The following is a 20,864-nucleotide window of genomic DNA, read 5'->3' as shown; positions in this document are numbered from 1 at the left end:
GCCGCACGTGACGGCCGGGTGCCCTCGCCGTTCCCGGGGGCACCCGTGCCGCGGAGACCTCCTCAGCGCCGGGAGGCCTGCTGCGCGCGCCACGCCTCCTGGCCCTGGGCGTCGAGCGTGCGGAAATCCTCGTCACTGAGCTTCACGGAGACGGCCGCGGTGTTCTCCTCCAGGTGCTTCACCTTGCCGGTGCCCGGAATCGGCAGCATGACGGGCGAGCGCTTGAGCACCCACGCGAGCGCCACCTGCGACGGCGTGGCCCCGAGCTTCTTCGCCAGCGTGTCGAGCACTCCGCCCTCCTTCGCCAGCGGACCACCGGCGAGCGGATACCAGGGAATGAAGCCGATGCCGTTCTTCTCGCAGTGGTCGAGCACCGCCTCGCTCTGGCGGTTCGCGAGGTTGTAGAGGTTCTGCACCGTGGCGACCTTGAAGAACTTGCCCGCGGCCTGGATGTCCTCGACGGAGACCTCGCTCAGGCCGGCGTGGCGGATGAGCCCCTCGCGCTGCATCTCCGCGATGGCACCGAACTGCTCGTCCCGAGGCACCTTCGGGTCGATGCGGTGCAGCTGCCACAGGTCGATGCGCTCCAGCTTCAGGCGCCGCAGGCTCATCAGCACGCACTGGCGGAGGTACTCGGGCCGGCCCACGGGGAGCCAGATGTTGGGCCCGTGCCGGGTGAGCGCGCCCTTGGTGGCGATCACCAGTCCGCGTTTGTACGGCGAGAGCACCTCCGCGAGGATGTCCTCACTGACGAAGGGGCCGTAGCTGTCGGCGGTGTCGATGAAGTTGATGCCGAGCTCGGGAACGCGCGCCACGGTGCGGCGCGCCTCCTTCGGGTCCTCCGGGTCTCCCCAGATGCCGTTGCCGGTGATGCGCATCGCACCGAACCCGAGGCGGTTCACCTCGAGGTCGCCGCCAATCCGGAAGGTACCGCTCGCCGCCGCGTTGATCGTCGTCATCCGCTCTCCTCGTGCTGACAGCACAGGGCGGGCAACCTAACCGGGACCCGGGCACCGCGCAGCGGGTTCGCGGCCATTTCCCCTCTCCCTTCGGGAGAGGGACGGGGTGAGGGTATCGGGTGGACCCGGGTTGAACCCCCTGTCCCCACTGCGGGGCACAGGTTGGAGCACGAGGCCGGGCACCCTCACCCTGACCCTCTCCCGAGGGGAGAGGGGGTGTCTTCGCTCACTGCCCTCGAGGGGCTCAGATGACGGCGTCGGTGGCGCGGCGGATGCGGTCCCAGTTGAAGTTGCTCGCCGGGTCCACCTTGCGGCCCGGGGCCACGTCCTTGTGACCCAGGATGTTCTTCATGGGCACGTTGTACGTCTTGGCCAAGTACGGCACGAGCTTCTCCAGCGCCTTGTACTGCGCCTCGGTGAAGGGCGTCTTGCCGCTGCCGTCGTTGGTGATCTCGATGCCGAGGGAGCGCGCGTTCACGCTGGGGCTGGTGTCCCCGTGCAGCGTCGACACGCCCGCGTGCCACGCCGCCATCTTGTCATCCACCAGGTGGAAGATGGTGCCGTCCTGGCCGATGAGGTAGTGCGCGCTCACGCCCGTGCCATTCTTGGTGAGCGTCGCCAGGTCCGCCGCCTCGTTGTTGGAGGCGGTGTGGTGCAGGACGATGGCGTCGATGTCCGCCCCGCCGCGCGAGCTGTGATTGGCCGAGGGCACCCACTTCATGTCCGGCTTCTTCACACCGCCCGTGGAAGGGGGATTCGTCGGCGTCGTCGGGGTGGACGCGGGCGGCTTCTGGCCGGCGAGCGCCTTGTCCATGGCGGCCTTCGTCTTCGCGCCGTACTCACCGTCCACGCCCACCTTCCACTGGGCCTGGAACTTCTTCACCGCCGCCTCGGTGGCCGGGCCGTAGACGCCCGGGCCGGTGTTCATCTGCGCCTGCGTCATGTGGCCCAGCTTCACCAGGGCCGACTGGAGCTGCTTCACCGCGGGGCCGTTGCTGCCGCGCTCCAGGCCCGCCGGGGGGGCGGTGACGGAGGGAGCCGGCTTGCTCGGCGCGGGCTTGGCCGGGGTGAGGTCCTTGAGCATCTCGGCGCGCGTCTTCGGGCCGAACACCCCGTCCGCCGTCAGCTTGTTGGCCGCCTGGTACTTCTTGAGCGAGGCCTCCGTCTGGGGACCGAAGGTGCCCGGGCCGGTGTTCATCTGCGCCTGCGTCATGTGGCCCAGCTTCACCAGGGCCGACTGGAGCTGCTTCACCGCCGGGCCCGAGGCGCCCTTGGACAGGGGGCCCGCGGGCAGGGTGGGGGGGGCGGCCGCCGCGGGGGTACGGGCGACGCTGGGGCGGGACGAGGAGATGGTGCTCACGGTCGACTCCGGAGGCGGGAGCCACTGAAAATCAGTGACGTCGATGGAATTATCGCAAATCCGTCACGGAAGTTGCGTGCCCACCGGATTTCCGGGGATCTGCTCCAGCAGCCGCTCCAGGTCGTCCGGCTTCACCGGCTTGACGATGTGCAGGTTGAAGCCCGCCTCCACCGCCTGGGTGCGGTGCTCGCCGCTGTAGCCCGTGAGGGCCACCAGGAAGACATCCCGGCCGCCCTCGCACTCGCGAATCCGGCGCGCCACCTGGAAGCCATCCATCCCCGGCAGCCCCAGGTCCACCAGCGCCACGTGCGGCTTCAACGCGGGGAAGAGCTGCACCCCCTTGAAGCCATCCTCCGCCACCTCCACCCGGTGCCCCCACATCTCCAGCAGCTCGCGCAGCACCTCGCGCGTGTCCTCGTTGTCCTCCACCAGCAGCACCCGCCGCGTCGAGGACTCCTCGCGGCCCGCCGCCGGCTTCTCCAGCGCGGGCGCGGACAGGGCCTGCTCGGCCTCCAGGGGCAGGCGCACCACCAGCTCGCTGCCCTTGCCCTCGCCCTCGCTGTACGCCGACACCTCGCCGCCGTGCAGCTCCACCAGGCGCCGCACCAGCGTCAGCCCGATGCCCAGTCCGCCCGAGGAGCGCGCCAGCTGCTGCTGCGCCTGCACGAAGAGCTCGAACACCCGCGCTTGCAGCTCCGGGCTCATGCCGATGCCCGTGTCCCGCACGCGCAGCACCGCCTGGCGCTCCTGTCCCTTGCGCTCCACCGTCACCCCGACGAAGACGTGGCCGCCGGGCCCGGTGTACTTGCGCGCGTTGTCCAGCAGGTTGGACACCACCTGCTCCAGCCGCGTGGCGTCTCCATTCAGCCACAGGCCGCCCGAGGCGGGCATCGCCACCTCCAGGCGCAGCCCCTTCTCCTCCAGGGACCGCCGGCGCGCCTCCACGCTGTGCTGCACCACCTGCCGCAGGTCCACCAGCGCCCGCTGCAGCTCGATGTGGCCGCGGTTGAAGCGCGACACGTCCAGCAGGTCATCCACCATGCGCGCCAGGTGCTGGCTCTGCCGCATCATCACCCGCATGGACTTGGACTCGCCGCCGTCCGGCTGCGTGGCCGCCTGCAGGTGCAAGGCATTGGTGATGGCCGCCAGGGGGTTGCGCAGCTCGTGCGCCAGCATGGCCAGGAACTCGTCCTTGCGCCGGTCCGCCTCCGCCAGGTCCGCCGCCCGCTGCCGCAGCGCGTCCTCCAGCTCGCGCCGGGGGGTGATGTCCGTGAGGATGCGCACCGCCCCCACCGCCGTGCCCTCCGGGCCCTCCACCGGGTTGGCCGCCACGCGGTACCAGCGCCCTCCCAGGCTCACCTCCGTCTCCTCGTGGCAGGACAGCGCCGCGCCGCAGCTCGGAGGCAGCTCGGCCTCCGTCCCCGCCGCCGCCCGCATCAGCTCCTCGAAGGGCCGCCCCAACACCTGCTCCCCGGACAGCCCGAGCAGCTTCAGCAGGGCCTGGTTGGCGCGCATCACCTGCCCACGCCCATCCAGCAGACACACCCCGTCGCCCAGCGAGTCGAAGGTGCTCTTCCACTGCAGCGCCGCCGCGCGCGCCTCCTCCTCGGCCTGGCGCATGCGCAGCAGCGAGCGCACCGTGGCCAGCAGCTCCGAGGCGTCCACCGGCTGCGCCAGGTAGCCGTCCGCGCCGCTCTCCAGCCCCTCTACCTTGTTCTCCGGGCGGATGTAGTTGGCCGACAGGTGCAGCACGGCGATGCCCGCCGTGCGCGGCTCCGCCTTCAACCGCCGGCACACCTCGATGCCATTGAGGTCCGGCAGCTTCACGTCGAGGATGACCAGGTCCGGCAGCACCTCGGCGGCCAGCTTCAGCGCCTCGGCGCCGGTGCCTCCCTCGCGCACCTGGAAGCCCGCCGCCCGCAGCATGCGCGTGACGACATAGCGGTTGGCTTCGTTGTCGTTGATGTTGAGGAGGATGGTTTCCCTATGAGACACGTCGGTCTCCTCAAAGACTCGCGGGGGGCGGGGGGATCAGCGCGGGACGGAGCCGCCTCCAGGCCCCTGGGGGGGGCTGGAGAGTGCCCGCTGGAGGAGCTCGAGCGCCACATCCCGGGTGAGCCCGCTCTTGGAAAGAATGCCCACGGCGCCGGCGAGGAGGCGCCCGCGCTCCTGCTCGGTCAGCGAGCGGCTGGTATGGATGATGACGGGAATGTTCCGGGTGGCGGGGTCGCGCTTCAGTGCCTCCAGCACCTCGAAGCCATCCAGTCCGGGCAAGGACAGGTCTAACACGATGGCGGCGGGCCGCATTTCACCCGCCAGCCGCAGCCCCTCCGGACCCGACGGGGCCTCGCGGAACTGGAGCGAGGCGTCGGCGAGCAGCCGCTGGAGCAGGTAGCGGGCGACCTCGTCGTCGTCGATGATGAGAACTGTCCGGGCATGGGATGTTTCCTGCTCCAACGACTGGGCGTCCCCGCCCTGTTCCCCCCCGGCCCCTGGCCGCTGGGTGTAGTCGCGGGACACCGCCGCATGGAAGGTGCTGCCCTGGCCCGGCTGGCTCTCCACGGTGAGCGAGCCGCCGAGCAGCTCCGCCAGCCGCCGCGACAGGGGCAGCCCCAGTCCCGTGCCCTTCACCCCCTGCTGGTGGGGGCCCTCCACCTGGACGAACTCCTCGAAGATGCGCTCCTGGTCCTCCGGGGCGATGCCCACGCCGGTGTCGCGCACCGAGAACACCACCGTATCCCGGGGGCCCACCCGCGCCGCCACCCGCACCTCGCCCTGGCGGGTGAACTTGAGCGCGTTGGACACGAGGTTGCGCAGAATCTGCGACAGCTTGCGCTCATCGGTGTGCAGCTCCGGCAGCCCCTCGGGCTCATCGAAGACGAGCGAGACGCCCTCGGTCACGCGCAGCGGCCGGAGCATCCCGCGCAGCGCGCCCAGGAGGTCCGCCACGAAGAAGCGCGTGCACAGCACCTCCGAGCGGCCGGATTCGATCTTGGCCAGGTCGAGCAGATCGTCGATGAGCTCCTGCAGGGCCTCGCCGGACTTGCGGATGAAGAGCAGCTGCTTCTCCTGCTCGGCGTTGAGCGGCCCGTCGATGCGGTCCAGCATCAGCCGCGAGAGGTTGAGCACGGAGCTGATGGGCGTGCGCAGCTCGTGGCTGACGTTGGAGATGAAGCGCGTCTTCATGTCCGAGGCGCGGCGAAGGGCCTCGGCCTTCTCCTCGAGCTCGGCGTAGAGGGCCACCACGCCGCGGTTGGTCTCCTCCAGCTCGCGGTTGAGCCGGTCCACCTCGGCCTTGCGCGCCTGCAGCTCGTCGAGGATGCGCAGCAGGTCCGCGTTCTGCTTCTGCAGCTCGTCGGCGGCACTGGAGCGCCGCTGCCGCTCCAGCTCCTCGCGCAGCGACTCCAGGGCCTGGGGCATGGGGGAGAGCTGCGGCAGGCGCTGGGTCATCTCCAGCAGGAGCCAGCCCTCCCCGTCCTTGCGCAGATCCACCCGGTCCATCAGCCGCTGCGCGGGGGCGAGCGCGGGCCCCGGCCGGAGCGTCTCCGGCGTGTTGCCCACGACGAGCCCCTCGTTGAAGGCCGAGGCCCGCACCCGCACGAGCAGGGCGGGCACGGGCGTCTCCTCCAACAGGAACTCGATGTGGCCGTTGGCATGGGAGGCGGCGAGCCGCGCCACCTCGGAGATGGCGGTGGCGATGCGCACCTGATCCTGGCCGTCGAAGCCCAGGGACTGGGCGATGTGCCGCCCCCGCTGCCGGGTGTTCACCACGTCCTGTCCGGTGCGCAGCTCGGCCTGGAAGAGAGAGGAGCTCAACGGGATTCTCCGCGGGGCAGCTCGCGGGCCACCAGCACCGTGGCGTCATCCCGGCCCCGGGCGAAGTCCCGGTACAGCACCCCGGCCACCAGGCTGGGATGGCGGGCGAGCAGCCCCGGGTAGGCGTCCAGCCGCCACTGGGTGGCCAGGCCGTCCGAGCACATCACCAGGGTGGACCCCACGCTCCAAGGGTAGCTGAACTGCTGCATGCGGGGCGCCTGGTGCCCCAGGGTGCCATTCATGGAGACCAGCCGCTGGATGGTACCGCCCGGCGCCACCACGGCCGCGGAGATGTTGCCCACCCCGGCGTAGTGCAGCTGGGCTTCCTGCACCGCGGCGACGGACACCGCCGCGCCCCGGGTGCTGCGCAGCTCCTGGTGCGCGCCGCGCAGCAGCTCCAGGGGCTCGCGGGGGGTCTGCTCCAGGAAGGACACCACCGCCGCGCGGGAGGCACGGGCCGCCTCGGGCCCATGGCCCAGCCCATCCGCCACGAGGAAGACGCAGCGGTCCATCTTGTAGTCCACCACCCAGGAGTCCCCACACACCTCCTCGCCCGTCATGGCCACGCACACCGCGCCCACCTCCATCCGGCAGGGGGGCGGCGGCTTGTCCGCCCACAGCTGGGCCACCACCGCCGTGCCCATGCCCGGCATGGAGTAGATGTCGAAGAGGGTGGACATCCGCCGCATGGCCCCCAGCCCCACGCCGCTGGTGCCCGCGGTGGAGAAGCCGTCACGCAGGCAGCGCTCCACGTCCGCCATGCCCGGGCCCTTGTCCAGCGCGAGCATCTCCAAGCCGCCGAGAGGGCCCGCGTGGATCGCGCGCAGGAGGATGAGCCCCTCGCGCGCATGGGCGACCAGGTTCTTGGCCGCCTCGCTCACCACGATGGACACCTTGCCCTGGGCCTCCTCGCTGAACCCCAGGCGAGCGGCCAGGGCCGCCGCCGTCCGGCGTGCATGGCCCGCTTGACTGCTCTCCGTCACTGGAATCGCCGTGGAGCTCACTTCCATCGTGTCACCGTGACCCGCGTACCCTCCCCTACCTTGGAGACGATATCGAACTCGTTCACGAGCCGCCGGGCGCCCCCCAGCCCGAGCCCCATGCCGCCGCCCGAGGTGTACCCATCGCGCAGCGCCAGGTCGATGTCCGGAATGCCCGGCCCCTTGTCCTCGAAGGCCAGGCGCAGACCCTTGCGCAGGCCCTCCTGGAGGAGTTCCAGGGTGACATGGCCGCCCTTGCCATAGTCCAGCGTGTTGCGCGCCAGCTCGCTGGCGGCGGTGACCATCTTCGTCTGCTCCACGAGGCTGAACTTCAGCTCGGCCGCCCACGTGCGCACGGCCTGGCGCACGAGCACCAGGTCCTGCGCCGAGCGGATGGGCATGACCTCAGTCCTCAAAACTTGCATCCGCAACCTCGGGCACGTCCTGGTCGGCCTCCATGGAGGCCTGCAGCAGCGCCATGCCCTTCTCGACGTTGAGCGCGGTGCGGATTCCCGGCAGGGACATGCCCAGTTCCACCAGGGTGATGGCCACCGCGGGCTGCATGCCCACCACCACCGTCTGCGCATCCAGCACGCGCGACATGGTGGCGATGTTGCCGAGGATGCGGCCGATGAAGGAGTCCACCACCTCCAGCGAGGAGATGTCGATGAGCACCCCGCTGGCGCTGGTCTCGACGATCTTCGCGGTCAGATCGTCCTGCAGGGTCACCGCGAGCTGGTCATGCATGTCCACCTGGATGGTGACCAGCAGCACCCGCCCCATGCGGAGGATGGGAATGCGCTCCATGGAATGGCTCCGGCTAGGCCTTGCCCGACACGCGCTGGCCCGGAGCGCTGATGGACTGGTTGAGGCGCTTGAGGGCCCAGTTGAAGGCGCCGGCCACGCTGGACTTGGTCACCACGCCGGCCAGGTCCACGCCCAGGTGGACGATGGTCTGGGCAATCTGGGGACGGATGCCGCTGATGACGCACTCGGCGCCCATCAGCCGGGTGGCCGTCACCGTCTTGATGAGGTGCTGGGCCGTGAGGGTATCCACGGTGGGCACGCCGGTGATGTCGATGATGGCGATCTCCGCACCCGTCTCGACGATGCGCTGCAGCAGCGTCTCCATCACCGTCTGGGTGCGCCCGCTGTCCAGCGTGCCGATGAGCGGCAGGCAGACGATGCGGTCCCACAGCTGCACCACGGGGGTGGACAGCTCCATCATCTCCTGCTGCTGGCGCATGATGACCTCCTCGCGCGCCCGCTGGTGCACCTCGGTGGTGTACAGGCCCAGCTTGTCCAGCAGGAGGGTGCCGCCCCACATCTCCTCGGCCACCACCTCCGCCTGACCGGCGTACTCGCGGCGCACGCGGTCGAACAGGGGCTGCTTGAAGCTGAAGATGAAGATGGCCGTCTCGGCGGGGGAGAAGCCCTGCAGGCTGCGCGAGCGCGACAGCCGCTCCAGCATCTCCCGGGCCGGCGTGAACGCGGACGCGGTGACGTCCGTGAGGTTGCCCTGCTCGGTGGCCTGCGTCAGCAGCCGGAGGAACTCGGCGCACTGCTCGCGCAGCTCGCCCTCCTTCATCAGCGCGTCGCGGCGCACCCCGCCGGCCGTCATGGCGGTGAGCCACTCATTGAGCAGCTCGGACGGATATTTCTTGAGAATCTCGTGAATACGAGTGGTCAACGAACGCCTCCTGGGTTCCGGCCTCTACCACATGGGACTCGGGCCCTCAGGACTGACCCTTGGCCGTCGGTACAGGATCGTGACAAATGTTCACTCGTCGATAGCACTCGGGAGGGTTGTGAAATTCCCCGACGGCTCCCTGGCACGCGAAGTGAAGAGGCCGCGCGGACAGCGGGAAGAAGACGGCCTGGGTCTCACCCCAGCAGCCACACCAGGAGGAAGCCCACCGCGAGCGCGGCGAGGAACAGCCCGGCGGCGAGCCACCGCCTGGGGGACGGAGCGGGGGAGGACACGGACGACTCGGCCTCCTCGCCTCCTTCTTCGATGGCCCGCACCAGCCCGGACTCCTCCCCCGGCTGCTCCACGTCGAAGGCCACCCGCACCTCGCGCGAGCGCGGCGTCGGGCCGGGAGCCCCGGAGTCCGCCGGCTGCGGCGAGGGCTGGGGCTGGGACTCCTCGACGATCTGCACCTCGGCGGAGGGGACGAAGCCGGCGGGGGCGTCGAGCGCGCGGTGCTCGAAGGCCAGCGCGGTGGGCGGCGCGAAGGCGGTCATCTCCTTCTCGGGAATGGAGCGCTGGGGAGAGGACTCGCGCCGCAACAGCTCCGCGAGCACGCCGTCCTCCACCGCCTTCTCCTTGGCGAAGGCCTCGCCCATCAGCCGCGCCAGGTCCGCGTCTCCCACGCCGGGGGCGAGCTGCTCGCGCAACTGGCGCAGCGCGGCCCCGAAGGCCGCGGCATCCGGGAAGCGCGCCTCGGGCTCGGTGGACAGGGCCTTGAGCACCACCGCGTCCAGCTCGGGCGGCAGCCCCGGCCGGTGAAGGCCCGGCGGCTCCCACTTGGGGTAGGCCGCGCGCTTCCACCGCTCGACGACATCCCCCTTCTGCGGCAGTGGGCGCCAGGCGAGCAGCTCCCAGAGCACCACGGCCGTCGCGTACACGTCCGCCCGCCGGTCCACGCGCAGCTTGCGGGCCTGCTCCGGCGCCATGTACGAGATGCTCCCCATCACCACGCTGGGCGCCGTCTGCGCCTCCTTCAGCGTGGACTGCGCCGCGCCGAAGTCGATGATTTTCACCTCGCCCGCGTAGGAGATGCACACGTTGGCCGGGGACAAGTCCCGGTGCACCAGGTGCAGCGGCTGGCCCTGCTCGTCCGTGGCGTCATGCGCGTACGCGAGGCCCTCGCACATGCGCTCGCCGATGAGCAGCACCAGCCCCGGGGAGAGCGGCTTGCCCCGGTTGCGCAACCGCCAGGCGAGCCGGTTGAGCGTCTTGCCCGCCACGTACTCCATGGCGAGGTAGAGCGCCCCGGCCACCTCGCCCATGGCCCACACGCGGGCGATGTTGGGATGGGACAGGCGCAGCACCACCCGCGCCTCGTCCCGGAAGCGGGCGAGGAACTGCGCGTTGCCCGCCAGCGCCGGCAGCACCTTCTTCACCACGCAGGCGCGGCCCGGCGCCTCCTCGCGCGCGAGGAACACCTCTCCCATGCCCCCATACCCGATGCGCCGCACCAGGGTATAGGGACCGAAGGGGATGGGGCCCGAGGGGGCCGCTGTCTCAGGCGCCCTGTCCAAGCGCGCGGAATGCCTTGCGAGCCGCCCGGAGGATGTGCGCCACCTCGGGCTCGTTGATGGCCAGCGACAGGAAGGCCGACTCGAACTGGCTGGGCGGCAGGTACACGCCCTCCTCCAACATCTGGTGGAAGAAGCGGCCGTAGCGCGCCGTGTCGCTCTTCTTCGCGCTCGCGTAGTCGAACACCGGCCCCTCGGTGAAGAAGACGGTGAACATGCTGCCCACGCGGTTGATGGTGACGGGAATCTTGTGCTCCTCCGCCTCGGCGCGCAGGCCCGCCTCGATTTCGCGGCCGATGAAGTCCAGGCGCTCGTAGACGCCCGGCGCGCGCAGCGCCTGGAGGCTCGCGATGCCCGCGGCCACCGCCACCGGGTTCCCCGACAGCGTGCCCGACTGGTACACCGGCCCCTCGGGGGCAATCTTCGACATGATGTCGCGGCGCCCGCCGTAGGCCGCCAGCGGCATGCCGCCGCCCACCACCTTGCCGAAGGTGCTCAGGTCCGGACGCAGGCCGTACACCTCCTGCGCGCCGCCCCGGGCCAGCCGGAAGCCCGTCATCACCTCGTCCAGGATGAAGAGCACCCCGTGCGCGCGGCACAGCGCCTGGAGGTTCTGCAGGTAGCCCTCCTCGGGGATGAGCACGCCCATGTTGCCCACCACCGGCTCGATGATGGCGCAGGCGATGTCCTTGGCCCGCTTGGAGAAGAGCTGCTCCACCGCGCCCAGGTCGTTGTAGGGCGCCGTCAGCGTGAGGCTCGCCACCTCCTTGGGCACGCCCGGCGAGTCCGGCAGCCCCAGCGTCTCCACGCCGCTGCCCGCCTTCACCAGGAAGGGGTCCCCCGCGCCGTGGAAGCAGCCCTCGAACTTGAGGATGTAGTCGCGCCCCGTGTAGCCGCGCGCCAGCCGGATGGCCGCCACCGTGGCCTCCGTGCCGCTGGACACCAGGCGCACCTTCTCCACGCTCGGCACCGTGGCGCAGATGAGCTCGGCGAACTGCACCTCCAGGTCCGTGGGCGCCCCGAAGGTGGTGCCCCGCCGCGCCGCCTCGGTGATGGCCGCCAGCACGGGCGGATAGGCATGGCCCAGGATGAGCGGGCCCCAGCTCCCCACCAGGTCCACGTACCGGTTGTCGTCCACGTCCGTCAGCCACGCGCCCGCGCCTTCCTTGAAGAAGACGGGCTCACCGCCGACACCCCGGAAGGCGCGCACCGGGGAGTTCACACCGCCGGGAATGCGCTCCTGCGCTCGGGAGAAGAGGGCCTTGCTCTGCGAGTGGTTCATGAGGGCTCCATAACACGCGGCCTTGTGCACCCACCGGCGTCACGCACGGGTAACCCGCCAGCCGCTTGATTTCCGTCAGGTGTTCCTCTACACGACGGCGCCAGATTCCTGGTTTTTCAGCTTTTTTGAGGGTGGGAGAAAAAACCCCGGCAGCGGTTTTATACGCTCTCGGGCCCGGATGCCTATACGGGGGTGGGGGGAAGCGGGGTGGTGATGACAACGGGAGTCAGGTTGAAGGTCTCGCGAATGCATTCGTCCTGTGCCCGGTTCGGGCGCCTGGGTGCGCTGCTCGTCACGCTCGGCACCACCTCCGCCCCCGCCAGGGACGAGCGGCCCATCGCCGAGCCACGTCTCCCCCGCCTCACCTGCTACGCGGGCTACCTGGAACTCGAGTCCCCGCACGGACTGGAAGGTGTGCGCGCCGCCATCCGCCAGGCCCTCGCCCGGAAGGATCAGGCCGCCCTGCTGTTCCTGGAGCAGCGGCTCGCCGAGGTCATCGGGAAGGACCCCCAAGCGGCGCTCCAGGTGCTCGAGTGGGCCTACACCGCGCAGGAGCCCGAGATGCCGCTCTACCTGCGCGCGGTGCGGGAGACGGAGGCCGTGCGCGCCCCCGCGGTGGTGGACAGGCTCGCCACCATGGCCGAGCGCCACCAGGACCCCGGCCACCAGGCCCACGCCCTCATGGCCCTGGAGACGCAGCACCGCTTCGAGCCCGCCATGCTGGAGCGGCTCACCACGCTGGCCAAGAGGGACACGCTCGCCACGGGCGTGGCCATGAACACGGTGCGCACCCTCGGCCGGGTGATGGACAACGACTTCCAGCGCACCGGCCGCTTCGACCCGTACATGGGAAAGCTGCTGGAGGTGGCGCTCGACTCCAACGAGCCCGACGTGCGCGCACTGGCCATCGAGATGGGCACCTACCCGGACGCCCGCATCGAGGGACCATCGCTCCAGCAGCTGGCGAAGCTGCAGCGCGAGGATCCGGACCCCGACGTGCGCGAGATGGCCGCGCTGGCGATGTCCTCGGGGCGCGACTCGCAGGCGGTGCTCGATGCCTTTCGCGAGTCCTTCCCCCAGGAGAAGAACGAGTGCGTGCGCTGGGCCATCGTCCGCTACGCGGTGCGGGCCGCGGGCGCCCGGGCCCTGCCGCTGCTGAAGGACTTCGCACAGCAGGACGCGCGCTTCCGCCAGGACCACGCCGACTTCAAGGCGCTGTATGACGCGGGCCAGGTCGACTTCAACCGGGTCTTCCCCGACAAGGCCAACCACCACCGCTGCGAGGGGTAGGCGATGAGCACGGGAGCGCAGAAGAAGTGGGCGGGCCTCGGCGCGGGGCTGATCGCCGTGCTGGCGGGGCTGATGGTGTGGCTGTCGGGCAGGGCGGACGGGCCCACGGGTGAGCCGCGGGCTCCCGTGGCCGCCTCGGACGGTGCGGGCACGAGCGGTGGGCCGCGGGACACGCCGGCTCCAGCGCCGGCCCCCGTCGCGAAGGGCCCTCCGCCCGAGAACATGCTGCGGGCCGTGCCGTGCGAGCTGGACTCGCTGGTGGAGGAGTACCGCCAGGGGAAGGGCTCTCCGGCGTGGCGGCGCTACGTGATGGAGCAGCTGCGCGGCATTTTGGAGAACCTGCCGCCCGAACAGCTGTGGGCGAAAGTGGAGGCGGAGAAGGATCCGGAGGTGCTGGAGGCGCTGACGGCCCTGTGGGTGATGCGCTTCAACCTGACGGGGGAGCGGGGCGTGCTGGAGCGGGTGCTCGACAAGGCGGGGCGCGAGACGGACCCGGGGCGCAAGGCGGTGATGGTGCGGGCGCTGCGAGCCTCGGACGAGCCGACGAGCGAGGTGCTGGCAATGGCGGAGTCCACGCGGCAGGCCTATCGGCAGTGGGTGAAGGATCCGGCGCCCGAGGTGCGCGAGGCGGTGGTGGGCAACCTGACGGAAGAGGCCGCGCGCAACTTCGGACGCTTCCAGGGCGTGGCGGAGCAGGCGGTGGCGCTCGCGGCGGAGGCGGGCGATCCAAAGACGGCGGCGGGGCTGCTGAGCGCGTCCTCCCTCGAGGCGGCGCGGACGCCAGCGGTGAATTCGGTGCGGCAGCTGCTCCAGGAGTCCGAGCACCCCGAGGTGCGCGCCGCGGCGGCGAAGGCGCTGGGCACGGTGGCGGTGGGAGAGAGCGAGCGGACGATGAAGGCGCTGACGGAGCGCTTCGCCACGGAGAGCGACCGCGAGGTGCGCGCCGCCATCCTGGAGGGGATCGCGCGGCTGGGGCTCTCGGGCGCCGAGCCGGTGCTGCGCCAGCTCAAGGGCGTGGACCCGGGAATGGACGGGGAGATCGACACCTGGCTCTCGCTGCTGGCCTCGCAGCCGCAGACGTGGAACCTGCTGCTGCGCGACAAGCAGGCGCTGGAGCACGGCCGGGGCCAGAAGGGCTGAGCCCCGAGTCACCGGAAGCCGGAACGTCCCTCCTTCAGACTCCCTTGACCCTGGAGAAGGGGAAGAGCGCGCGGTGACCGATGTTCCGGTAGTACACCGCCAGGTAGTGCTCGCCACCGATCTGGATGACGGCCTCCGCAGGCGGCTCGGCCTGGCTGGCGAGCCAGGCTTTCGCCTCTTCTCGCGTGTTGAATGCCGCCACCGCCGGAGGGAGGCCACCTCGCATCAGCTCTTCGAGATGAAGCTCGAGGGTCGGATGCGGGGCAAGCGCGCGAATACCCCGCTCCCGTGAGCACATGACGAGGTGGTACTCGTCCGCGATCAATACGTACGCCGAGTTGGGTGGCTTCGGGTTGGCGCTCAGCCAGGCCTCCGCCTCTTCTCGCGTGTCGAAAGCGGCGATGACCCTGGCGGGAGCATTGGCCTCGGCGTCTTTCCGATAGTCCGCGAACTCATCGGCCTGGCCATTCGTCCAGATGAACCAGAGCGCGTCGATGGCGAGCCGGAACGGCTCCTTCTCCTCCGGGGATTGAGCATCCTCATGAGCCTTCCCGAGGCGCTCCTGTGCTTCGAGGATGCGTTTGAAGATTGTCACGGCGCCACCGCCGCGAGACGGGGCTCGCACACGGCCTCTGACGAAGACAGCGCCGTCAGTGGCACCAAGGCAATCAGCGCTCCAGGAGGGAAGACCACGATGAAGGCAACTCCCGCTACCGTCACGATGCTTCCCGCGAGAACCATGGTGTGATTGCGCTTCAGCCAATCAATCGCCCCATCCACGGCTGAATGCTCCTGGGGACGACGTCCCTGCAACTCCTCGCAATCGAGGTAGGGCGGCTGACACTGCTCGTTACAGTAGACCTCTTTCGCGATCGCCATCCCAAGGGGTCTCATGCAGCGCAACTCCTTCATCCAAAAACCCCACGCAAGCGTCAGCCAAAACCGCGACGCCGTATACACGAAACCGCGGAAGCTCCAGGGCGTGGAGCACGGCCGGGGCCAGAAGGGCTGAGCCCCGTGCCGGGCTGACGGCGCCTCACTCGGCGTACCGGATTCCGTGCGCACGAGTCCCCGGGTGGAAGTACGCACTCAGCCGCGTCCCATTCCAGAAGAGGAGCACGTCGCCCTTGAGCCGCAGCCAAGTTCCCTTCGGAGTGCTCGCGGTCTCCTCGATGTCGTAGCCCAACCGCAGCCAGGTGGGGGTGTACCGGCCCGGCAGCTCGAGAACCGTGCCCTCGTGGTCCAACCACTGGGGCAGCTCCTGCCCTTGGCGATTGGACGCGGACCGCGCGTCCGGCACGCCCACGATCGTCTGGGGCAGCGTCGAGGGCTCCTGCTCTTTCAGCACCCTGCCCGTCCGCGCATCCAGTTCCAACCAGGACACGGTAGGGGAGGCGCGCTCGGCGAGTAGCAGCACGCGGCCCTGACGAAGCCAGACCTGCCAGGGCTGGAGGCTCCGCACCTGCGCGAGGAGCGCGTCCTTCTCAAGCCGCTTGCCATCACGGAACCGGAAGCCCGGCACGAGGACCGGGGCGGGGGCTCCGCTCACGGCGTAGCGCGACGCCCGGGTCCCCAGGAACAGGAAGCCGTCCGGCAGGGGAACGAGCGGCATCGGCTCCCCACCGCCCAGGTGCTCCGTCACCTGCAACGCCGGACCCGGTCCCGCGATGACGAGCTGCAGCCGGAGCTGTTGCGGCTGCTGGGCATCGCTGTACTGGCGCAGCACCACCGCCCGTCCCCCGGGAAGTGCCAGGAAGCCCGTCAGGCGCCCGTCCCTGGCACCAGGGAGCGTGTGCATCGTCCACCGGCCATCCGCCTCGCGGTGCGCGAGCGCGCCCTTGCCCAGCGCCCAGAGCGAGCCATCGTCCGGCGCGGTGCCCAGGCGGTACCACTCATCGGAGGCGGGGGGCGGCTCCAGCCGCTCGGCCTCCGGACTGCCCGGGGTGAGCCGCCACAGCGTGGCGGGACCCGAGGGGGCGGCGTATGGCTCCGGCTGGCCCCTCGCCAGCAGGTACGCGGAGCCGTCCTCCGTGGCGGCGATCGCCTCGTAGTGGAGCGGCACGTCCGCGAGGCTCACCTCGGTGAGGCCGTCCACCTCCATCACCGTCGGCAGGGGCGGGGCCTCGGGGAAGGGAGGCAGGGGCGTCTCCTTCGGCGAGCACCACACCTGGGCGGGACCCGACGGAAGGCGGAACGAGCCGAACGGAGTGCCCTCCTCCCGGGCCACGCTGGCGATGAGGAAGCGCTCTCCAGAGGGGAGCACGTCGGCGAACGTCTCGCGGCGCAACGGCCAGCGTCGCGCTTCCACCGTGATGAACGAGAGCACGCCCAGCGTCCGCTCTCCGGGCCCGAGCAGCACGACCGCATCGTAGAAGTCCTCCTGACGGCCCGCGGGCTCCACCCGGATGGTCAACCCTCCCCCCGAGTAGACGCGCACGTTCTCCTCGCCCGGCGCCTCCAGGCCCCTGCCGGACTCCTCCTTGGCGGCGGGGGTGGGCAGCCCCGCGACGCTCAGCGGCTCGCGTCCGGTGTAGAGCACGCCGTCGGCGCCGAAGCGCACCTCCCCCTCCACCTCATCCCGCGTGAGGGGCCGCATGCCCAGCGGCTCCAGCCCGGGCAGGCGCCACGTACCCAGGGAGCCCGGGAGCACCGGTCCACCCCGCCCCGTCCGCACGGGATAGGACAGGGTGACCAGCGTCCGCCGGTCCGGCGAGACGAGCAGTTCCACCTGCACGGGCACCTGGAACAGGCCGAGCTCGGCGTACAGCGACTCCGCCTCCTCGCCCTGCGCCTGCTCCGCCCGCTGCCTCAACCGCTCGAGCGCCGCCCGGTCGCGCTCGCAGGAGCGCAGCGTGGCGCAGAAGCTGCGCTGCACCTCACCGGAGCTGGCGGAGACGAGCTCGGCGGTGCCATCTCCGCGCGTGGCGAGGAGCCGGTCCGCGTCGAGCCGCACCGCGCTCGTGTAGGGCCCCTGCTTCTCGACGAGCACGCGCTGCTCCGGCATGTCCCAGACGCGCAGCGTTCCCTCGGACAGCAGGGCCAAGCGCCGCGCATCCAGCAGGGCCGCCATGGCCGTTCCCCCCAGTCCCAGGGCGGGCAGCCGGAGCACATGGGTGCCGGTCCCGAGCTCGAACAGGCCCATCTCGTGGTCCCGGGCGAGCCAGGCGATCCGCGAGCCGTCCCCGACCCGCACCACCCGCTTCACGAGTCTCGGGTGGGGCTTGCCGTCCTTGGCCTGCGCTGGAGGCAGGAAGGACACCTCACGCACCACCTTCAGCTCCCGGTCGAGCACGCGCAGCTGGCCCTCCACCGTCACGCCCAGGAAGCCCTCCGCGTCGGCCGACAGGGCGACATAGGGCGAGCAGGCCTCGCAGGGGACGCGCTTCAGGATGCGCTGGCCGTCCAGGTCCAGGAGCGTGAGCGCACCCGACGTCTCACCGATGAGCAGTTGCTGGCGCGAGGCCTCCAGGGCGACCGCGAAGGGAAAGATCTTCTTCTCCGTCAGCTCCTGGATGAGGGCGGGCTCCCTCAGCTCGTCCGTGAGCTGGGGAAGGGCCTCCTCGATCAAGGGCTGCATGTTCTCGGAGGGAGCCATGAGCGCGAAGTCGGCCTTCTCGCGATCGTGCTTCAACACGCGAGCGTCCTGCAGGCGCTCGGCCTTCCAGGTGGTGGTGTCGAAGGCGTAGCGCTGGCCGTCGAAGGTCTGGGCGGTCACCGTGCGGCCGTCGGCGGACAGGGAGGCCGACACCCAGCCATCCACCTGCGGCAGCAGGTAGCGCTGCACCTTCAGGGTGGACACATCCCTCAGGGCGAGGAAGCCCCGGTCCACCACGAGGAGCGAGCGGCCATCGGGAGTGGGCACCAGGTCCAGGGGGAGGTAGCTGGGCGCGAAGAGCAGCTCCCCGGGCGTACAGGCCGGCACCTCGGGGCTGGCAGGGGCCCGCGCGGGCGCGGTAGGCGTGGTGGCACAACCGGACAACACCAGACAGAGACAAGCGCGGAGCAGACGAAGCAGCATGGAGCCGTCACTCTATCCACACCTCGGGCGGACCCTGTCACCGGAGAAGTCCCCTCTCCCCCTGGGAGAGGGTTAGGGTGAGGGTGTCGAGGACATCACCCGAGGATCCGCATGCTCCGCCTCACCCAGCGCCGGAAACTGAACCTGCAGGCACCCGAGACGGCCGGGGGCCACGCCCACGTGTCGGCCGCGAGCGGGCTGGTGCGCGCGGGCCAGTGGCTGCACGTCGTCGCGGACGACTCGCTGTTCCTGGCCTCCTTCCCGCTGGAGGGCGACGCCCCGGGCCAGTTCCTGCGCCTGCTGCCGGGAGAGCTGCCGCTGGAGCACAAGGACCGCAAGGCCCGCAAGCCCGACATGGAGGCGCTCTGCCTCGTGGAAGGACTGGCGAGCGCGCCGCACGGGGCGCTGCTGGCGGTGCCCTCGGGGAGCACGGCGGTGCGGCAGAAGGGAGCGCTGGTGCCGCTGGCGGCGGACGGGAGCGCCGGAGGCCCGGTGCGCGAGGTGGACTTCACCCGCCTGTACGCGCAGCTGGCGCGCGAGCTGGGCCCGCTCAACGTGGAGGGGGCGGCGGTGGCGGGCGTGCGCATGCGCCTGCTCAACCGGGGCAACGGGGACGAGGGCAAGGACGCGGTGGTGGACCTGGACGCGGGCCGGGTGGTGCGAGCGCTGGAGGCGGGCGCGCCGCTGGAGCCGGACGTGGTGCGCATCGTGCGCCGCTGGGAGCTGGGCCGCGCGGGCACCGTGCGCCTGTCCTTCACGGACGTAGCGCCGCTGCCGGATGGCCGCATGGTCTTCACCGCCGCGGCCGAGGACACCCGGGATGCCTACGCGGATGGGGCGGTGATGGGCTCGGCGGTGGGCGTGCTGGCGCCGGATGGCACGCCCATGTTCCTCGATGGGGTGGACGCGAAGGTGAAGCTGGAGGGCGTGGACGCGCGGGTGGAGGGAGGCCGCATCCACCTGCTGCTCGTGGCGGACGCGGACGACCCCACGCAGGCCGCGCCCCTCTTCGAGACGGTGCTGGAGGGCGTGCCCGCCTGAGTCAGTCGCCGTGGTCGCGTTCATCGGCCGAGCCGCCGACGGCCTCGATGGAGTTGCGCGGGGGCGGGCCGGCCTGGGGGCGCGCGAAGGCGGAGGCGCGCGAGCCAACCTCCTCGGGCGTCGTCGCGGCGATGCGGCGCCGGGCGCGGGCGATGGCGTCCTGCACCGTGGCGGGCTCCGGGTGGTTCTTCAGGGCCTGCACCCAGGTCTCGATGGCCTTCTCGTTGTCACCGGCCTCGGCCTTGAGCTTGCCCGTCTCGAAGACGGCGTGCGGGGCGAGCTCCGAGTCCGGGAAGCGGGTGATGAGGTCCGCGTACGTGCGCGAGGCCTCCTGGCGGAAGCGGGGCACCTCGGGGGAGCCGGGCTCGGCCTTGAGCGCCTGCATGTGCAGCGCCTGGGCCTGCAGGTAGATGGCGTCGTCCACGAAGGCGCTGGTGGCGAAGCGCTCGACGAGCTTGCGCGACTCGAGCACGCACTGCTGGTAGTCCTGCAGCTCGAAGTACAGCTTGGCCACCTGGTAGTGCAGCTCGGCGCTCTGGGGCGGGTTGCGGGCCAGGGCGGCGGTGAGCTGATCAATGGCGCCGCGCAGGTCGCGGAAGTGCACGCGCAGCAGCTCGGCGAGCACCACGCGGCCCTCGAGGGCCTCGGGCGACTCGGGACACTGGGTGATGAGCTCCTTGTAGACGCTCACGGCCTCCTTCACCTTGCGCAGCTCGAGCCAGTAGACGTCCGCGGCGCCCTTGAGGGCGCGGGCCTTGAGCACCTGGGCCTGGGCGGAGTCATCCAGCCGCAGGGCATCGAGCGCCTTGCGGTACTCGACGAGGGCCTCATCGGGACGCTTCTCGAAGATGGCGTCGCGGGCGCGCTGCATGTGCTCGGGGGCGCCGTCCCGGGAGCAGCCGGGGGCGAGCGCGAGGGCGAGGGCGAGAATCACGCGCCGCATCAACAGGTCTCCGGAATCATGGTGACACACTGGGTGTCGAGGCAGCGGATGCACGTCTCCTGGTCACCGGTATCGGCGACGCACAGGGAGACGCGGGAGGAGCGAGGACATTCCTCGGCGGCGGTGCAGCGGTAGACGCCGCCATGGGCGTCCATCACCGGCTCCTGCTTGGAGGCACACTCCTGGGGAGGAGGGACACCGCAGCCGGCGAGCCCGGCCACGACAGCAAGGACGAGTGCTCCAATCCGGGTTCTCACGAGGCGGTTCTACCCGGATTCGGGGCCCTCGTCACGGAAGCCGGCGCCCGCCCGCCCGCCTCCTGCCCTTCCAGAGTCCTTTGCCGCTCAACGGCTTCCGGTCAGCACCGCGGCTTCCGCGGAGGCCATGCGCCGGCGCTTGGCGAGCTGGCGCGCCTTGGCCTCGTTCTTCTCGTACTGCTTGGCAATGGCCATCAGGTGCTCGTCCGCCACCCGGCACTGGATGGCCGACACCTGCTCGTGCCGCCGCTCCATCTCCTGCCACAGGTGCAGCTTGGACTGATTGCCCAGCAGGCGCGTCTCCACGGTGTCGAGCGCCGCGTCCATCAGCTTGTCCTCGGCCTCCAGCTGCGCCAGGCGCGCCTCCGCGTCCTCCGGTGGCTCCGCGCACCCGCTGGCCAGCCACAGCGCCATCGCCGCCAACCCCAGCCCCCAGCGCCGTGTCCGACCCGCCATCGCCCACCTCGAAGTCCGGTACGTTTGCCTGCCCGCGAGCGCCCGGCAGGGCCTCTCGCGT

19 protein-coding genes are annotated in these 20,864 nt (G+C 70.9%); 3 read left to right on the top strand and 16 right to left on the bottom strand.

The features are described from left to right. Nucleotides 1-62: 62 nt before the first annotated feature. From NR798_RS03385 to hemL, 10 genes are all read right to left on the bottom strand, one after another. Nucleotides 63-959, bottom strand: a complete 897-nt coding sequence (locus tag NR798_RS03385) for an aldo/keto reductase (protein WP_375769946.1) — start codon at nucleotides 957-959, stop codon at nucleotides 63-65. A 244-nt stretch (nucleotides 960-1,203) separates the two neighbouring features. Then, on the bottom strand, nucleotides 1,204-2,319 hold the full coding sequence (locus NR798_RS03380; RefSeq protein WP_375769945.1) for an N-acetylmuramoyl-L-alanine amidase: 1,116 nt from the start codon (nucleotides 2,317-2,319) through the stop codon (nucleotides 1,204-1,206). A gap of 63 nt (nucleotides 2,320-2,382) precedes the next feature. Beyond that, nucleotides 2,383-4,314, bottom strand: a complete 1,932-nt coding sequence (locus tag NR798_RS03375; RefSeq protein WP_375769944.1) for a response regulator — start codon at nucleotides 4,312-4,314, stop codon at nucleotides 2,383-2,385. Between the two features lie 36 nt (nucleotides 4,315-4,350). Continuing rightward, nucleotides 4,351-6,135 carry an ATP-binding protein gene (locus NR798_RS03370; RefSeq protein ID WP_375769943.1) on the bottom strand — a complete coding sequence of 595 codons (1,785 nt, stop codon included), beginning with the start codon at nucleotides 6,133-6,135 and terminating at the stop codon, nucleotides 4,351-4,353. Next, complete coding sequence (locus tag NR798_RS03365; protein ID WP_375769942.1) at nucleotides 6,132-7,145, bottom strand: ATP-binding SpoIIE family protein phosphatase; 1,014 nt, start codon at nucleotides 7,143-7,145, stop codon at nucleotides 6,132-6,134. The genes NR798_RS03370 and NR798_RS03365 overlap by 4 nt, the downstream gene beginning before the upstream one ends. Then, nucleotides 7,136-7,516: an anti-sigma regulatory factor gene (locus tag NR798_RS03360; RefSeq protein ID WP_375769941.1), complete on the bottom strand. Its 381-nt coding sequence runs from the start codon at nucleotides 7,514-7,516 to the stop codon at nucleotides 7,136-7,138. Before NR798_RS03360 ends, NR798_RS03365 begins: the two co-directional genes overlap by 10 nt. A 4-nt stretch (nucleotides 7,517-7,520) precedes the next feature. Next, on the bottom strand, nucleotides 7,521-7,922 hold the full coding sequence (locus NR798_RS03355) for an STAS domain-containing protein (RefSeq protein ID WP_375769940.1): 402 nt from the start codon (nucleotides 7,920-7,922) through the stop codon (nucleotides 7,521-7,523). A 13-nt stretch (nucleotides 7,923-7,935) separates the two neighbouring features. Then, entirely contained in the window at nucleotides 7,936-8,805 is an 870-nt protein-coding gene (locus NR798_RS03350) for an STAS domain-containing protein (RefSeq protein WP_375769939.1), read from the bottom strand. 194 nt (nucleotides 8,806-8,999) lie between these two features. Then, entirely contained in the window at nucleotides 9,000-10,379 is a 1,380-nt protein-coding gene (locus tag NR798_RS03345; RefSeq protein WP_375769938.1) for a serine/threonine-protein kinase, read from the bottom strand. After that, the gene (hemL, locus tag NR798_RS03340) at nucleotides 10,363-11,658 is read right to left on the bottom strand and encodes a glutamate-1-semialdehyde 2,1-aminomutase (protein ID WP_375769937.1); all 1,296 of its coding nucleotides are present in this window, start codon (nucleotides 11,656-11,658) and stop codon (nucleotides 10,363-10,365) included. The genes NR798_RS03345 and hemL overlap by 17 nt, the downstream gene beginning before the upstream one ends. A gap of 246 nt (nucleotides 11,659-11,904) precedes the next feature. Here hemL and NR798_RS03335 point away from each other — a divergent pair, with 246 nt between their 5' ends. Together NR798_RS03335 and NR798_RS03330 are read left to right on the top strand one after the other, a co-directional pair. Then, nucleotides 11,905-12,948: a HEAT repeat domain-containing protein gene (locus NR798_RS03335; protein ID WP_375769936.1), complete on the top strand. Its 1,044-nt coding sequence runs from the start codon at nucleotides 11,905-11,907 to the stop codon at nucleotides 12,946-12,948. Nucleotides 12,949-12,951: 3 nt separating this feature from the next. Further along, entirely contained in the window at nucleotides 12,952-14,088 is a 1,137-nt protein-coding gene (locus tag NR798_RS03330) for a HEAT repeat domain-containing protein (RefSeq protein WP_375769935.1), read from the top strand. A gap of 34 nt (nucleotides 14,089-14,122) precedes the next feature. On the opposite strand, the gene NR798_RS03325 is transcribed toward NR798_RS03330, so the two are convergent. The 3 genes from NR798_RS03325 to NR798_RS03315 all read right to left on the bottom strand — a co-directional run bounded on the left by NR798_RS03325 (nucleotide 14,123) and on the right by NR798_RS03315 (nucleotide 18,106). Continuing rightward, a complete protein-coding gene (locus NR798_RS03325; protein ID WP_375769934.1) occupies nucleotides 14,123-14,683 on the bottom strand; it encodes a head protein in 561 nt (186 codons plus the stop codon). Continuing rightward, the gene (locus NR798_RS03320) at nucleotides 14,680-14,967 is read right to left on the bottom strand and encodes a hypothetical protein (protein ID WP_375769933.1); all 288 of its coding nucleotides are present in this window, start codon (nucleotides 14,965-14,967) and stop codon (nucleotides 14,680-14,682) included. The genes NR798_RS03325 and NR798_RS03320 overlap by 4 nt, the downstream gene beginning before the upstream one ends. A gap of 157 nt (nucleotides 14,968-15,124) precedes the next feature. Continuing rightward, complete coding sequence (locus NR798_RS03315; RefSeq protein ID WP_375769932.1) at nucleotides 15,125-18,106, bottom strand: hypothetical protein; 2,982 nt, start codon at nucleotides 18,104-18,106, stop codon at nucleotides 15,125-15,127. A gap of 111 nt (nucleotides 18,107-18,217) precedes the next feature. Between NR798_RS03315 and NR798_RS03310 the strand changes: the two genes are divergently transcribed. Beyond that, complete coding sequence (locus NR798_RS03310; protein WP_375769931.1) at nucleotides 18,218-19,147, top strand: DUF6929 family protein; 930 nt, start codon at nucleotides 18,218-18,220, stop codon at nucleotides 19,145-19,147. Between the two features lies 1 nt (nucleotide 19,148). On the opposite strand, the gene NR798_RS03305 is transcribed toward NR798_RS03310, so the two are convergent. The 3 genes from NR798_RS03305 to NR798_RS03295 all read right to left on the bottom strand — a co-directional run bounded on the left by NR798_RS03305 (nucleotide 19,149) and on the right by NR798_RS03295 (nucleotide 20,803). Next, nucleotides 19,149-20,090, bottom strand: coding sequence for a tetratricopeptide repeat protein (locus tag NR798_RS03305; protein WP_375769930.1), 942 nt, complete (start codon nucleotides 20,088-20,090; stop codon nucleotides 19,149-19,151). Then, the gene (locus tag NR798_RS03300) at nucleotides 20,090-20,347 is read right to left on the bottom strand and encodes a hypothetical protein (protein ID WP_375769929.1); all 258 of its coding nucleotides are present in this window, start codon (nucleotides 20,345-20,347) and stop codon (nucleotides 20,090-20,092) included. The genes NR798_RS03305 and NR798_RS03300 overlap by 1 nt, the downstream gene beginning before the upstream one ends. An 87-nt stretch (nucleotides 20,348-20,434) precedes the next feature. Then, entirely contained in the window at nucleotides 20,435-20,803 is a 369-nt protein-coding gene (locus NR798_RS03295) for a hypothetical protein (RefSeq protein WP_375769928.1), read from the bottom strand. Between the last annotated feature and the right edge of the window lie 61 nt (nucleotides 20,804-20,864).

It is taken from the genome of Archangium gephyra (assembly GCF_042230915.1).
Taxonomy (GTDB): Bacteria; Myxococcota; Myxococcia; order Myxococcales; family Myxococcaceae; genus Archangium; species Archangium gephyra_B.
The sequence above is the reverse complement of the archived record's forward strand: the minus strand, read 5'-3'. Positions and strand labels throughout refer to the sequence as shown.